The organism is Bradyrhizobium sp. SZCCHNRI3043, from assembly GCF_032377735.1.
In the GTDB taxonomy this organism is placed as follows: Bacteria; Pseudomonadota; Alphaproteobacteria; order Rhizobiales; family Xanthobacteraceae; genus Bradyrhizobium.
In genome coordinates this window covers 891174-905114 of record NZ_JAUHID010000001.1, presented here as the reverse complement: position 1 = coordinate 905114, position 13941 = coordinate 891174, and the positions used below count along the sequence as shown (strand labels likewise).

Annotated in this window: 13 protein-coding genes, 1 tRNA gene and 1 pseudogene; 3 read left to right on the top strand and 12 right to left on the bottom strand. The window is 63.5% G+C overall.

Annotation, left to right across the window (positions count from 1 at the left end; all coding sequences use genetic code 11):
• Window positions 1–100: 100 nt before the first annotated feature.
• The 4 genes from QX124_RS04195 to QX124_RS04180 form a co-directional block, all read right to left on the bottom strand.
• Window positions 101–1105 carry an FAD:protein FMN transferase gene (locus tag QX124_RS04195; RefSeq protein ID WP_409997656.1) on the bottom strand — a complete coding sequence of 335 codons (1005 nt, stop codon included), beginning with the start codon at window positions 1103–1105 and terminating at the stop codon, window positions 101–103.
• Complete coding sequence (locus QX124_RS04190) at window positions 1086–3290, bottom strand: PepSY domain-containing protein (protein ID WP_315796411.1); 2205 nt, start codon at window positions 3288–3290, stop codon at window positions 1086–1088. The genes QX124_RS04195 and QX124_RS04190 overlap by 20 nt, the downstream gene beginning before the upstream one ends.
• A 23-nt stretch (window positions 3291–3313) precedes the next feature.
• Window positions 3314–3784, bottom strand: a complete 471-nt coding sequence (locus QX124_RS04185; RefSeq protein WP_315736963.1) for a DUF2271 domain-containing protein — start codon at window positions 3782–3784, stop codon at window positions 3314–3316.
• 251 nt (window positions 3785–4035) lie between these two features.
• A complete protein-coding gene (locus tag QX124_RS04180; RefSeq protein ID WP_315771633.1) occupies window positions 4036–4458 on the bottom strand; it encodes a PepSY domain-containing protein in 423 nt (140 codons plus the stop codon).
• A 159-nt stretch (window positions 4459–4617) separates the two neighbouring features.
• Between QX124_RS04180 and QX124_RS04175 the strand changes: the two genes are divergently transcribed.
• The 3 genes and pseudogenes from QX124_RS04175 to QX124_RS04165 all read left to right on the top strand — a co-directional run.
• On the top strand, window positions 4618–5280 hold the full coding sequence (locus tag QX124_RS04175) for a response regulator transcription factor (RefSeq protein WP_315736961.1): 663 nt from the start codon (window positions 4618–4620) through the stop codon (window positions 5278–5280).
• On the top strand, window positions 5277–6656 hold the full coding sequence (locus QX124_RS04170) for an ATP-binding protein (RefSeq protein WP_315796408.1): 1380 nt from the start codon (window positions 5277–5279) through the stop codon (window positions 6654–6656). The genes QX124_RS04175 and QX124_RS04170 overlap by 4 nt, the downstream gene beginning before the upstream one ends.
• A gap of 116 nt (window positions 6657–6772) precedes the next feature.
• Window positions 6773–7135: pseudogene (locus QX124_RS04165) on the top strand (transposase); the annotation flags it as partial.
• On the opposite strand, the gene QX124_RS04160 reads toward QX124_RS04165, so the two are convergent.
• The 8 genes from QX124_RS04160 to QX124_RS04125 form a co-directional block, all read right to left on the bottom strand.
• Window positions 7098–7173: transfer RNA gene (locus QX124_RS04160), tRNA-Lys, on the bottom strand. The pseudogene QX124_RS04165 and the gene QX124_RS04160 sit on opposite strands and share 38 nt — an antisense overlap.
• A 165-nt stretch (window positions 7174–7338) precedes the next feature.
• A complete protein-coding gene (locus QX124_RS04155; RefSeq protein WP_315796405.1) occupies window positions 7339–7944 on the bottom strand; it encodes a Spy/CpxP family protein refolding chaperone in 606 nt (201 codons plus the stop codon).
• A 149-nt stretch (window positions 7945–8093) separates the two neighbouring features.
• Entirely contained in the window at window positions 8094–9419 is a 1326-nt protein-coding gene (locus tag QX124_RS04150) for a TRAP transporter large permease subunit (RefSeq protein WP_315771638.1), read from the bottom strand.
• Window positions 9416–9982, bottom strand: coding sequence for a TRAP transporter small permease (locus tag QX124_RS04145; RefSeq protein WP_315796403.1), 567 nt, complete (start codon window positions 9980–9982; stop codon window positions 9416–9418). Before QX124_RS04145 ends, QX124_RS04150 begins: the two co-directional genes overlap by 4 nt.
• Before the next feature lie 122 nt (window positions 9983–10104).
• Window positions 10105–11121, bottom strand: a complete 1017-nt coding sequence (locus tag QX124_RS04140; protein WP_315796402.1) for a TRAP transporter substrate-binding protein — start codon at window positions 11119–11121, stop codon at window positions 10105–10107.
• Between the two features lie 299 nt (window positions 11122–11420).
• Window positions 11421–12998: a 2-isopropylmalate synthase gene (locus tag QX124_RS04135; protein WP_315736950.1), complete on the bottom strand. Its 1578-nt coding sequence runs from the start codon at window positions 12996–12998 to the stop codon at window positions 11421–11423.
• A gap of 112 nt (window positions 12999–13110) precedes the next feature.
• Window positions 13111–13236 carry a hypothetical protein gene (locus QX124_RS04130; protein WP_284423887.1) on the bottom strand — a complete coding sequence of 42 codons (126 nt, stop codon included), beginning with the start codon at window positions 13234–13236 and terminating at the stop codon, window positions 13111–13113.
• A 296-nt stretch (window positions 13237–13532) separates the two neighbouring features.
• Window positions 13533–13667 (bottom strand): hypothetical protein, encoded by a 135-nt coding sequence (locus QX124_RS04125; protein ID WP_315796401.1) that lies wholly within the window; start codon window positions 13665–13667, stop codon window positions 13533–13535.
• Window positions 13668–13941: the final 274 nt, after the last annotated feature.

Here is a 13941-nt window from a genome sequence, read left to right as displayed (position 1 = left end):
ATGATTTGTCGGAACCAAGATCCAGCATCGAAAGCCAATCCACCGCATGGCCGTTTGCCGCCGTACCTAGGCAGCTAGGCGGAGCGCGTGCACATCGACCTCACCCATGTGATGGATCTTGCCGCCTCATCTCCGCCGACGCTGCCCAAGGCACCTCGAACGCCGGACCGACCGGAATCTCGACCAACCTCTCGTTCCCTCGCTGGATAAGCAGGGCACTGAGGCCCTGCTCCTGCGCCAGCGCCTTGCTCTGCACCGGACCGAGGACCATGAATGCCGTCGCCCATGCGTCAGCATCCATGCAGCTTGCCGCGACGACGGAGACTGAGGCGATTGCGTTGTCGATGGGACCGCCGCGTGACCGGTCCATGGTGTGAGACAGACGTTTTCGCCCGAGATCGATCCAATGCCGGTAATCGCCTGAAGTAGCGACCGCCGCGTCCCATAATTCAATGACGCCAAGCGGACCGCGCCGTTCGTAGTCGGGCTTTTCCACCGCCACGCGCCACGGTGTTCCGTCCGCCTTGGCGCCTCGTGCTTTCAGCTCTCCATCCAGACTGACGAGCGCATTGGAAATACCGAAGGCCTCGACCGTTCGCATCATCTCGTCCACGGCGAAACCCTTGGCGATTCCTGAAAGGTCCAACGTAGACTGCGCGTGTTTGCGCACCCTGCTTCCCGGCACATCCAGCTCTAGAACCGTATGGGTTGGCGGCAGTCGCTCACGAAGCGCCATCTGGATCGCGTCCTTGTCGGGAGCAGAGGCAGCAGGTCCGAAGCCCCAGGCATTGACCAGGTGCCCCAGGCCGATGTCAAAGGCTCCGCCCGATGCATGTCCGATCGTCACGCCCCGTTGCAGAACTTGCATGATCTCGGCAGGTAGGGATACCCAGACGCCTTGCGCGGCCGAGTTCAATCGCATCAGATCGCTGTCCGGCTTCCATGTGGACATCTGGCGGTCGACGCGATCGACGGCACGAGCCAGGGCGGCCTCCAGTGCGGCAATGTCGGTGTCAGGAAAAGCATAGACCAGCGCCGACCAGCGCGTTCCCATCGTGGCGCCGCTCAATGCGTGGCGAACAAGATCAGTAGACATCTTCAGCAAGCCTCCCCTGGGCCTTGAGCACCATGGGCGTCAGGCCGGTCGGCGCGAGCACATCAGCTATCGCCTCCGTCACGCCCGCCGCCATGTCGCGCCCACCACACACCATGACCTGCGCACCACCGGCGATCAGGGCACGAAATCGATCGGCGTCCTTGCGCAGCCGATCCTGCACATAGCCACCGCCTTTCACGCGCGAGAAGGCGGTGGCGAGGCTCGTCAGCCGTCTGTCATTCAGCCAGCCGGCGATCTCGCGCTCATAGAGGAAGTCCGAGGCTGGATCGCGACCGCCGAAATAGAGATGCATGGGCCTGCGCGAGAAATTGGCGCGGACCAATCCCGCCAGGGGACCAATGCCGGTGCCGGCGCCGATCAGGATGACCGGCTTTCGTCCGCGCGCCGGACGGAAGGCTGGATTGGCCTTCACGAAGGCCTCGACGCTGTCGCCCGGCTCAAGCCCGTGAAGCAGGCCCGAGCAAAGCCCGCCGGGATGTTTGCGCACGCAGATCTCGACAAATCCATCGCTGGTCGAACTGGCCAACGAATAATAGCGCGGTGAGGTGCAGCCCGGCGGCACGATGCCTATGAGGTCGCCTGCCGTGAAGCGCGGCCAGCCGCCCCCTGCGACGCGCGCGAACATGTGGCTCATCGGCAGCGCGAAGCGCAGCACGCAGGTTGGCGCCTGCACCTCCGCGCCGTAGTCGACGCGGTCGACAAGCGTCAGGGTATGCGTGCGCGGCCGCTCAGGCACGTGCAGCAGCGCCAGCTCTTCGCCCGTGACCTGCGACAGCGCCTCGCCCCACCGCGCGAATTCCTGCGCGGATTGACGGTCAATCGTCTCCAGCGGCATCAGCGACGCCCAGCCCTTCCGCGCCAACGTCGCTTCGACGTCGCGAGCGAAACGGCAGAATTGCGGAAATTGCCGGTCACCGAAGCCGAGGACCGCGATCGGAAAAGCCGGTGGCTCTGTGATGCCGTCGAGGCGTTCGAGGAACGCGCTGGCCGACGCGGGAGCCGCGCCGTCGCCATAGGTCGCGGCCAGCAGGAACATGCGCCGCGCCGATGGATAGGATCGCAACAAGCTATCCATCGAGGCCGTATGAACCCTGTGTCCGCTAACCGTCAGGGCAGCGTGTAGCGTGCGGGCGAAGCCCCATGTGCTGCCACCCTCGCTCCCCACCAAGATCACGGTGTCGGCGTTCTTGGCGACAACGTTGTCAGCAATTGGAGCATATGCACGGCGCCGGCTCCACCACATCACAGCTCCGCTCAAGCCAAGTACCGGAACGTTGAGGGCGCTGACGCCCAGCAACAAGCCGAGCCACCACAGCCCTTGGCCGGTGTGCAGCATGTAGATGAATTCGTAGATCTGCCGGGCGAGCGAATGGGCGTTCCAGGCCAGCAGGCCTCCGCCCGCGGGATCGACATATCCTTCGCCGGTCGCGGTGGTCAGGTGAAAGAGATCGTCCGGGTTCGCCGGGTTGGGAAAAGTCAGCACTCGGAGCTGGGAAAGATCGATGCCGCGCAAGGCCGTGATTTGCTCGACGGGAAGAGCCGGGCCGCGGGTCGTCGCCGTCGGGAAAGCGGGCGCCTGCGACATGCCGTCCGAAATCAGTCCGAACGTGGTGAGCGACAGATAGAGCGCCGTCAGAGTTGACAGCAGAAGCCCACCAGCCGCCAGCCGGCCGAGGTCGGTATGTAGTCGCTGAATGCCATTGCCGCGCGCGCGATTGAGAATCCGTCCCCAGCCCCCCATGCGTCGGGCGGTCATCTGCAGGCCGGACAGTGTCAGCACGAGCAATCCCAATGCGCCGGCGCCTGCGGCCATGCGCCCACTATCGCCGAGAAAGAACGAGCGATGCAGGTTGGTCATCCAGCGTTCGAATGCCGAGCGCGTGTAGTCCGAAACAAATTCACCGCTCACAGGGTTCACCACGCTCGCGGCCGGGCCATCGTTCCCGGAATAGAAGGCGATGATCTTACCGGAGGGCAGGCGTTTGAGCTCCTCCACACCAGGATAGGTGCCGACGACTCGACCAGCCAAAGCGGCGACGGTGACACTGCTTGGCCAAATTGCTTCAGCCCGATCCCAGGCCGGAATCGCCGACAGCACCGAACCGCTGATCGCGAGTGCCATCAGCGGAATGATGACGAAAAGGCCTAGAATCCGATGAATCCAGCGCAGCATGACATCCATCCCTGTCCATAGGCCTACATGGCGTAGGTGAAGGAGCGGACGTAGCTTCGGCCCGCCGCGGGCCGACTTGCTCCCGCGGATGTCAGCGGAACGACCACCTCGGACGGGCTGTCCCGCATGTCCTCGGCGGCGGCATCGATGTGGAGCTTGTAGCCTGCATCAAAGAGCGCATCCGCGAGGTCCAGCGTGACTTTCAGCGTCCGGCCGGCACCGACGCTGGCCCCCGTAATGCCGTTGATTTCGGCGGGGTTTCCGCGGGATCCTCGGTTCCAACCGCTGAGATGGCTGTAATATTTGGACTTTGAGCCCGCCACCCACAGCGTGCCTTTATAGGCGCCCGTGGAATCGGTCACGTAAAGCGCGAGATAGGCTCCGTTCCCGCCATAATTGCTGAGCGTGGTGGTCAACGTGACAGGACGCGCCATGGCGAGCCCGGGAGCGGTCAGCGCGGTGGTGACGGCAAGGACGGCGAGCAGCGATTTCATTGTTGGTCTCCAGCAGTGGCGTATTGATCGCACCAAGACTGAAGACCGCAGATGACGTGCTCCTGAAGGTCGATCGGAATCTGCTTCAGGCAGCCGTCAGGTTGGACCTTTCCAAAACGGCAAACGCCCCGCAGCAGGCGGGGCGTCCTTGAACGCGATGTGTTCGTTCGCCTCAGGCAATGGAAGTCAATTGCGCCGACTCTCACCTTCTCTGATCACGGCTCCAACGAGATGGACTCCGTACCACGGCATCACTTGACTTCGGCCTTGGGGGCGGCACCGCCCTGAAAAAGCCCGTTGGAAGGCGGTACTCCCGCTGGCTCAGGGGCTCCCCCCGGCCCGGAGCGTCCACCACGCCGGGCACCGTCTTCCTCATCATCGCGGTTCCTGCCGTGCTCTCCACGCTTCTGTTTCACGCGGATCACGGCGAGCGATGCGGGATCCACCTTTGCCTCGATGTCACGACCGTTCTCGTCCTGCCCTCTAATCTCGAAGCATCCGTCGTCGATCTTGATCCTTCGCACGGTCCAGCCGCGCGCCTTTGCCATTTGCTCGACTGCTTCGCGCGGCTGCCATTGGGCCATGGGAACCTTGCAGTCGTCACTATCAGCCACCGCCAGACCCGGCGCCAGAGTGCCCATCAGAATGGCCACGATCACTGCTATCGCTTTCACGTTTCCTGCTCCCGTTCGAAGCCTCAACCTGTCGTCCTTGTGAGCCGGTTTCCTGACGGCGACCTGAAGACGCTGTGGCTTTTGCGTCAGGTCAACGTCAGATTCCCCTCTATGACTATCTATGATCCGAGATGGATGGGGGGTGGGCGGAATGAGGCGATGCGGATATTGCTGATTGAAGACGACACGATTCTGGGCGCTGCGGTGCGCGACCAGATCGTCTCCGATGGACACTCAGTTGACTGGGTTACCCGCCTTGATGCCGCGCAGGACCATCTGCGCAGCACGGCCTATGACCTGCTTCTGCTGGATCTGATGCTGCCCGACGGTCGCGGTATCAAGCTCCTGCGCGATCTCCGCACCGAGGGCACGGTGACGCCGGTCATCATCCTGACGGCACTCGATCAACTCTCCGATCGCATTGAAGGCCTCAACGCCGGCGCGGACGATTATATGATCAAGCCCTTCGATCTTTCGGAGCTTTCGGCGCGGTTGAACGCCGTCGCGCGTCGCTATTCCGGTAATCCGAATCCCCTTGTCGGGATCGGCGATCTCCAGATCGATCTGGCCGCCCGCTCAATCACCCGTGCAGGAAAGAACATCAACTTGACAGCGCGGGAATGGGTGCTGTTCGAGACCTTCGTGCAGCGACCGCGTCGGGTCCTGTCAAAGACCATTCTTGAGGAACGGCTCTATTCATTTGGAGAAGAGATCGAGAGCAACACCATCGAGGTGCACGTCAGTCGGCTTCGCAAGAAGCTCGGACACGACGTCATCGAGACGGTGCGTGGTCTCGGTTACCGACTGGGACACAGCGCATGATTCCGCCGCGCAGCTTGCAGTGGCGCATCTCGCTGTGGCTAGGACTCGGCATCGCACTTCTCTGGATCGTCGCAGCCGTCGCGACGGCTCAAAGGCTGCGCCACGAAATGAACAGGGTTTTCGATAGTGCGCTCGAGGAAACAGCCCAGCGCCTTCTTCCACTCGCAGTGCTCGACATCCTGGACCGCGAGGACGGCGACACCTCGCAGCGTATTGCGACCCTGAGGGAGCATGACGAGTACTTCACTTATATCGTACGCGACGCGCGCGGGTCCGTGCTGCTGCGCTCGCACCGCGCTGACGACGCGATATTTCCGCCTTTCGCCAAGACGGGGTTCGTCGACACACCGACCCACCGACTCTACTTCGACGCCGCGCTGCGAAACACGGTGACGATCGCCGTGGCAGAACCGCTTGCCCACCGTCGCGAGGTCGCAAACAAGGCTCTCCTCGGCCTGGCTCTGCCGCTCGGCCTCTTGGTGCCTCTCGGTCTTGTGGCGGTTTGGGGCGTCGTGCGCGTCTCGACGGCGCCGGTCAGGCGCCTGGGGAGGGGTATAGAGGCGCGCGGCAGCGGCGACCTGTCTCCGATTCCGGTCGCAGACCTGCCCTCCGAGATCGCACCGATTGCCGACGCTGTGAACCACCTCTTGGAAGGGCTTCGGCGTGCACTGGAAGCTGAGCGAAGCTTTACTGCCAACTCTGCGCACGAACTGCGTACACCGATCGCCGCCGCGTTGGCGCAGACACAGCGGCTGATCGCGGAGACGCAGGACGCTGCGGCGCAAAGTCGGGCACAGCAGATCGAGACGGCGCTGCGGCGGCTTTGGCGACTGTCTGAAAAGTTGATGCAACTGGCAAAGGCCGAGGGCGGGCGCCTTCAAGCCAAGGAGACGATCGACATCGCATCCGTGCTGAAATTAGTCTCAGACGAGATAATGCGCGATCCGGCCACGGCCGGCCGGCTTGTTCTCAATATTCCTGCCACGCCGGTTCTGTTGGATATTGATACCGATGCTTTTGCCATTCTGGCGCGCAACCTGATCGAGAATGGCCTCAAGCACGGAGCGTCGGACGCTCCGGTCACAGTGACACTTTCAAACATTGGCGTGCTCACGGTGACCAACGAAGGACCGCCGGTTCCGCCAGAGTTGCTGACGCGCCTGTCCCGCCCCTTCGAGCGCGGTCGTACTGATGCAGAAGGATCCGGCCTGGGCCTGGCCATTGCAAGAGCCATCGCCTCCGGCGTTGGCGGCGAGCTTATTCTAACATCTCCGTTGCCTGGAGCGCAGAGTGGTTTCCAGGCCCGCTTTTCCCTCCAAGCCTTGGGCCCAGTTGAAGAAAGTGCGAGTAAAAAGGGAAAAAACCCGGCGCGGTAGGCTCGACGCATTGCATGTGATGAGAATACGAAAAACCGGGCGCGTCCTCACCTGTCCACGACGGGAGGCCAGGCCGGCAGACCGACGGCCGCTAGGTCACTCCGGAAGGCGAGCGGCTGAACAGCGACGGCCGCCGCGAGGTTCTCGGCATGGACATCGTCCCTCCGAGACATTCTGGACGGCGTTCCTGCACGTGCTCGCCCGCCGTGGGCTGTGCGGCGTCAAACTTGTGATCTCCGACGCGGATGAAGGCATCAAGGCTTCAGTCAGCAAAGTCCTGTCCGCATCGCGCCAAGCTGCATTCGACCGATCCGATCGAGCGGCTCAATGGCGCGATCAAGCGCCGCACCGCGGTGGTCGGCATCTTCCGAAATGACCGCTTGTCGGAATGGCTTCACGGGATCAGCCAATTCGGGATCAGCCAAGAGTCCTTGAAAGGCTTGGTGGGCGCACTAGGGCTCGAACCTAGGACCCGCTGATTAAGAGTCAGCTGCTCTACCAACTGAGCTATGCGCCCGGATCTTGCATCCGGAGAAAGCCTTCCGCGAGAGCCGGTCGTTTAGCAAAGCGATTCCGAGATGTCCAGCGATCCCTGAGGATTTTTCGGCACTTTCGATGCAGAAAAACCGCCGGCGGGCGGCGGTTTTCCCCAAATGAAATCAGACGGATCGTTAAACGGCTGTCAGAGCCGCCCGGACTCGCGTTCCTCCTCGGACCAGCCCATGCGGCCCATCGGTCCCGGGCCGAAGCGATGCTCGCCGAAGCCCGAACCATCCTCCATGCCGCCCTCGCCGCGCTCCATCCAGCGGTGATGGCGCGGACCGTCCGGTCCCATCATGCGCCCCATCGGCCGGGTCAGCATCGACAGCCGGCGCTTCTGGCCGTCGTCGAGCGTCTTGTAGAGCGGGTCGGCGGCGTCGGCGACTTTCTTCATCCCATCCGCTGTGACCGCCATGGTGTCGGCACGCTCGCGCAGCCGCGCCACCGGATCGACATCCTTGTCCTGTGCCTCATCGGCGGCCTTCATTCGCGCGTTGGCACGATCGAACCGCAGCTTGACGAGATCGCGCACCGCGCTCTCGACCGGCGGCCACAATTTCTCCTGGTCCGCCGTCAGCTTCAGTCCGGCATGGACGGAAGCGATGCGCGCATCGAGCATGGCGGCGCGATCTTCCGGATTCATGCGCGCATGGTGCATGTGATCATGAAACCAGCCGCGCTGGGCGTAGACCGCGGTCGAGCCGGCGATGGCGAGCACGGCGACTGCGGCGATGGTGAACCTTCTCATGCCAACCTCCTTGGAAACTCGGATCAGCATGAGCCTGCCGTTCCGCGCCTTCAACTTACAGTTTGGACAGAGTGTACGACCTTACGAAGATGTAATTGCTTCAAACACCTTTCAGTTCTTGCAAATCAGTTTCAGTTTGTTGCCGCGCCTCAAAGCATCCCCAGCATGCGCGGCAACCACAGCGAGATTTCCGGCACGTAGGTGACGAGCGCGAGGAAGCCCAGCATCGTCAGCAGCCAGGGCATGACGGCGATGGTCAGTTCGGTGATGCCCATCTTGGCGATGCCGGAGGCCACGTAGAGGTTGAGCCCGACGGGCGGGTGGCACATGCCGACCTCCATGTTGACCACCATCAGGATACCCAGATGCACCGGATGGATGCCGAGCTTGACCGCGACCGGGAACAGGATCGGCGCCATGATCAAGACGATCGAGGTCGCCTCCATCACGTTGCCGGCGAGCAGCAGCAGGATGTTCACCACCAGCAGGAACACCGCCCAGTTGACGCCGGCGCCTGCCATCCAGTTGGCGATCTGCTGCGGGATGTTCTCGTTCGCCATCAGGAACGAGAACAGCACGGCATTGGTGATGATGTAGAGGATCATCGCGCTCATGTTGGCCGAGCCGAGCAGCACCTTCGGCACGTCCTTCAGCGACATGTCGCGATAGACGAACACCGCGATGACGAAGGCATAGACGGCGCTGACGGCCGCGGCCTCGGTCGGCGTGAACTTGCCGGTGTAGATGCCGCCCAGCACGATCACGATCAGCAGCAGGCCCCAGATGCATTTGCGGAACGCGACGAGGCGCTCGGCCCAGCTCGCCCGCGGCATCCGCGGATAGTCGTTCTTCCAGGCGCGGTAGAAGGTGGTGAAGCCGAGCAGGCTCGCCAGCATCAGCCCAGGGATCACGCCGGCGATGAACAGCTGACCGACCGAGGCCGAGGAGACGCGATGGCCGGCCGGATCGAGCGCGATGCTGCCGCCGGTGGCGACCGCATAGACCACCATCACGATCGACGGCGGGATCAGGATGCCCAGCGCGCCCGAGGTCGTGATGACGCCGGCGCCGAAGCGCTTCGGAAAGCCCTGGCGAACCATCGCCGGCAGCATGATCGAGCCGATTGCGATCACCGTCGCCGGCGACGAGCCGGACACGGCGGCGAACAGCGCGCAGGCCATCACGCCGGCAAGGCCGAGGCCGCCATACCAGTGCCCGACCATCGAGGTGGCGAAATTGATCATCCGCCGGGCGACGCCGCCATGGGTCAGGAAGTTGCCGGCCAGGATGAAGAACGGGATCGCCATGATCTCGAAATTGTCGATGCCCGTGAACAATTTCAGCGCGACCGATTCGGTCGGCACGTTCGTCATGAAGAACACGAACGACAGCACGGTGAGGCCGAGCGCGATCGAGATCGGCATGCCCGTCAGCATCAGGAAGATGAGCAGGCTGAAGATGAGGAGGCTGCTCATCGCGCGGCCTCCACGCCCGTCGTCTCGATGCCCTCGACGGCCGCATGATCATGATGCGGTAGCTCGTCGTGGCGCAGATAGTGCCAGGCGACCTGCAGGAAGCGGAAGCACATCAGATAGGAGCCGAGCGGGATGCAGAGGTAGACGAGCCAGCTCGGCAGCTCCATGTCGGGCGTCACCTGGTCGGTCTGCGACAGGCCGTAGACGAACTTGGCGCCCATCGTGCCGATGATGGAGGTGAACAGCGCTCCGCACAGCAGGCCGAACAGCACCGTCACCTTGCGCAGCGATGGCCGCATCATGTTGACGACGACGTCGACGCCGACATGGATGCCCGTGCGCACGCCATAGGCGGCGCCGAACTTCGCCATCCACACGAACATGTAGATGCAGAGCTCCTGCGCCCAGGACAGGTCGATCGGAAACAGGATCGGATAGAACAGCGGCACGCCGACCAGATAGCGATGCAGCACCGCCAGGAAGATGATCGAGGTCGCCGCCGCGATCAGGAATGCGATCAGGATCTCCTCGAGCCGATCGAGGATGCGCAACAGAAAGCCCAAGTCCCCTACCCCCACAATCAAACGTCCGCGGCGCTTGGCTGCGCCGTCTGCCTTCTTGCGCGCCGAGTGCTTCACCCCCTCGATGCGCGGACCATGGCCCGCGCACCGCTCGCCTCACGCCATCAGTTGGTCGTGCCGCGCGTCTCCTTCAGGAACTCGTCGATCAGCGGCTGGCCGACGCGCCCCGCGACGTCCTTGTACACCGGCATCATCGCCTTGCGCATCGCCTCGTCCTGGGCCGGCGTCAGCTTGACCAGCTCGGTCTTGCCGGATTTGCGGATCTCCTCGAGCGCGTCGTCGTTCTCCTTCGCCGACTGGTTGTTGCCGTAGGCGGTCGCTTCCTTCATCGCCTTCTCGCAGGCGGCGCGGATATCCGGCGGCAGGCCGTCCCAGAACTTCTTGTTCACGACCACGACGTAGCCGATGTAGCCGTGATTGGTCAGCGTGATGTACTTCTGCACCTCGTGCATCTTCTGGGTATAGATGTTCGAGGGCGTGTTCTCCTGGCCGTCGACGACGCCGGTCTGCAGCGCCTGGTAGACTTCCGAGAACGCCATCACCTGCGGAATCGCGCCGAGCGTCCGGAACTGCGCGTCCAGCACCTTCGAAGACTGGATGCGGAACTTCAGACCCTTGTAGTCGGCGGGATCGACGAGCTTCTTGTTGGCGCTCATCTGCTTGAAGCCGTTGTCCCAGTAGGCGAGCCCGATCATTCCCTTGGGCTCGAGCAGCTTCAGCAGCCTGGCGCCGAGCGGGCCGTCGGTCACCTTCCGCAAGGTGGCGAGGTCGGGCAGGATGTAGGGCAGATCGAACACCTCGAATTCCTTGATGCCGATCGGGCCGAACTTCGAGTTCGACGGCGCCAGCATCTGCACCGCGCCGAGTTGCAGCGCCTCGAGCTCTTCCTTGTCCTTGTAGAGCTGCGAGTTCGGATAGACTTCGACCTTGACCTTGCCGTCGGTGTATTTCTCGGCCAGCTCCTTGAACTTGTCGGCAGCGAGGCCCTTCGGGGTGTTCGAGGCCACCACGTGGCTGAACTTGATCACGATCGGATTGTCGGCAGCGAGGGCCGGGCCGGCCAGAGCGAGCACCGCGAGCGAGGCGGCGGTGGCGATCACATGGCGAAACTTCAAGTGCAAGGTGTCCTCCCGACGTTTCGGGGGACATTGCAATGACGCCCCCGCTTTGTATGCCAAGGACATTGTTAGCGGGTCGCCGGCCGGAATGCCATTGACCGTTAGCCGCAGAGGCGGGGATTCCCGTGCTGCAGCGCAAAAATGGTGGTGACTGTCATTCCGGGGCAGCCGCGCAAGCGGCTGACCCCGGAATCCGGAGGTTATTGGCGCTGGCGCAAGCCAAGCTCGGGATTCCGGGTTCGACGCTGCGCGTCGCCCCGGAATGACGAAGCAAGGTTCGGCCCCAACCGACGATCGTGAGCTCAGCTCGCCGCTGCGGCCGCCGTACCCGCGCCCTGCGCCACGTCGCGCTGGCGCTTCATGACCAGCTTGTTGAGCGCACCCAGATAGGCCTTCGCAGATGCCACCAGCGTATCCGGATCCGCCGCGCGCGCGGTCATCGAGCGGCCATCCTGCGACAGGCGGACCGAGACCTCGGCCTGCGCGTCGGTGCCCTCGGTGACGGCATGGACCTGGTACAGCTCCAGCTTGGCCTCGTGCGGCACCAGCGACTTGATGCAGTTGAAGACGGCATCGACCGGCCCGTTGCCCTCGCTCTCCTCGATCTTCGTCACGCCGTCGACGTCGAGCTTCATGGTGGCGCGCTGCGGGCCACGGGTGCCGGCAATCACCGACAGCGACAGCAGCTTGATCCGGTCATGGGCACTGACCATGCCCTCGTCGATCAAGGCCTCGATGTCCTCGTCGTAGATGTGCTTCTTGCGATCGGCCAGCGCCTTGAAGCGGACGAAGGCGTCCTCGACCTGGTTGCCTGCCAGCTTGTGGCCCATCTCCTCCAGCTTGTGGACGAAGGCGTGACGGCCGGAATGCTTGCCCATCACCAGCGAGGTCTGCTTCACGCCGACCGTCTCCGGCAGCATGATCTCGTAGGTCTGCGCGTTCTTCAGCATGCCGTCCTGATGGATGCCGCTCTCATGCGCGAACGCATTACGGCCGACGATGGCCTTGTTGTACTGCACCGGGAACGAGGTCGCGGCCGAGACCACCTTCGAGGCGTGGGTGAGCTGCGTGGTGTCGATCTTGTTCCAGTACGGCAGCTTGTCGTTGCGCACGCGCATCGCCATCACGACCTCTTCCAGGGCCGCGTTGCCGGCGCGCTCGCCGATGCCATTGATGGTGCATTCGATCTGGCGGGCGCCTGCGCGGACGCCGGCCATCGAGTTGGCGACCGCCATGCCCAGGTCGTTGTGGCAGTGGACCGAGAACACCGCCTTGTCGGAGTTCGGCACGCTCTCGCGCACGCGCTTGAACAGGTCGTAATACTCTTCCGGCACGGCGTAGCCGACGGTGTCGGGGATGTTGATGGTGGTGGCGCCGGCCTTGATCGCAGCCTCGACGCAGCGGCACAGGAAGTCGAACTCGGTGCGGGTGCCGTCCTCGGACGACCACTCGACGTCGTCGGTGTGGTTGCGCGCGCGCGTCACCGAGGAGATCACCAGCTCGTAGACCTGCTGCGGGTCCATCTGCAGCTTGTACTTCATGTGCACCGGCGAGGTGGACAGGAAGGTGTGGATGCGGCCGCGCCTGGCCGGGCGGATCGCCTCCGCACAGCGGTCGATGTCCTTGGCGCCGGCGCGCGACAGGCCGCAGATCACCGCGTTCTGGGACCGCTTGGCGATCTCGTTGACAGCCTCGAAGTCACCGTCGGACGCGATCGGGAAGCCGGCCTCGATGATGTCGACGCCCATGCCGTCCAGCATGGCCGCGATGTTGAGCTTCTCCTCGAAGGTCATGGTGGCGCCGGGGCACTGCTCGCCGTCGCGCAGGGTGGTATCGAAAATGACGACGCGGTCCTTGTCGGACTGAACGGGATTGGACATCTGCTTTCCTCGAACTTTTCGGGTGGTGCGCGTGGCTTCCAGAGGCGCTGAAGGGTGTTTCGGTGTCGAAGCAGCCCCCTGAGTGCCCAGGCGCATCCCGCCCAGCCGGCCCTCAGGGGCAGCTAAGAAGCAGAAGCTCGATCGCGCCGATCAGGTCGGCGGGCTGCAGCGCGGCGAGCGCGATCGTCCGGGCGTCTGCCCCGGCGATGGCCTCGATCTCTGCGCTGCGAATCAGCATTGCCAAACCCTTTGCGAGAACACGAAAACTGTGCGGCAAAACCGTTGACGGTTTGTTGCCGAGGTGCCCTCGACAGCGCTTTTACTGGGAATGGGAGGGTCTCGCAACGCCGAATAATGGTCAGGAGGGGTGACGTATTGGGGCGGGCACGCGCCGCTCTCCCTATAAATAGTGTCATCCCGGGCAAGGCCGCCAACGCGCCAGCGTTGGTGGACGCCGACCCGGGATCCATACGCCGCGGCGGATTTGGCTGGGCGAGTTGGAGCGGCCATCGTGCCTCGCAGATCTCCCTGGGGTTATGGATCCCGGATCGGCGCACGCGTGACCGCGCGCTTGTCCGGGATGACGGTGAGGGTGTGGTTGTCGGCATCTGCACCAGCACGCATTTCACGCCCCCGCGACACATCCGTGCCCGAGTTGTTCACCGGCATCGAACCCTCTTCCATCAGAGGGTGCAGGGAAGACCGGGCGTCTGCCGACACCCGCGGCCCCCGTGCGATAGAAAATGCACGGGGCAGGAACCACAGGATCGGCCAGGACAACCCGGCCTTCCCTGCGCAACGGCTTTACGGCTTACTTCGCGCTCTCCCTGGGGATCGGCGTTCTTGCCCCCATCGCCCGCGCCGCGGCTTCGCGCAACGGCACGAACTTGACCTCAGCATCGGGAGGCCAGGACCACACGACTTCGCCGTCCGCAAAACGCCG

Excerpts from the sequence above, each read along its gene's own strand:
- QX124_RS04190 (WP_315796411.1), bottom strand. The coding sequence starts at position 3,290 with ATGCTGCGCTGGATTCATCGGATTCTAGGCCTTTTCGTCATCATTCCG.
- QX124_RS04185 (WP_315736963.1), bottom strand. The coding sequence starts at position 3,784 with ATGAAATCGCTGCTCGCCGTCCTTGCCGTCACCACCGCGCTGACCGCT.
- QX124_RS04175 (WP_315736961.1), top strand. The coding sequence starts at position 4,618 with ATGCGGATATTGCTGATTGAAGACGACACGATTCTGGGCGCTGCGGTG.
- QX124_RS04170 (WP_315796408.1), top strand. The coding sequence starts at position 5,277 with ATGATTCCGCCGCGCAGCTTGCAGTGGCGCATCTCGCTGTGGCTAGGA.
- QX124_RS04155 (WP_315796405.1), bottom strand. The coding sequence starts at position 7,944 with ATGAGAAGGTTCACCATCGCCGCAGTCGCCGTGCTCGCCATCGCCGGC.
- QX124_RS04150 (WP_315771638.1), bottom strand. The coding sequence starts at position 9,419 with ATGAGCAGCCTCCTCATCTTCAGCCTGCTCATCTTCCTGATGCTGACG.
- QX124_RS04135 (WP_315736950.1), bottom strand. The coding sequence starts at position 12,998 with ATGTCCAATCCCGTTCAGTCCGACAAGGACCGCGTCGTCATTTTCGAT.
- QX124_RS04130 (WP_284423887.1), bottom strand. The coding sequence starts at position 13,236 with ATGCTGATTCGCAGCGCAGAGATCGAGGCCATCGCCGGGGCAGACGCC.
- QX124_RS04125 (WP_315796401.1), bottom strand. The coding sequence starts at position 13,667 with ATGCCGGTGAACAACTCGGGCACGGATGTGTCGCGGGGGCGTGAAATG.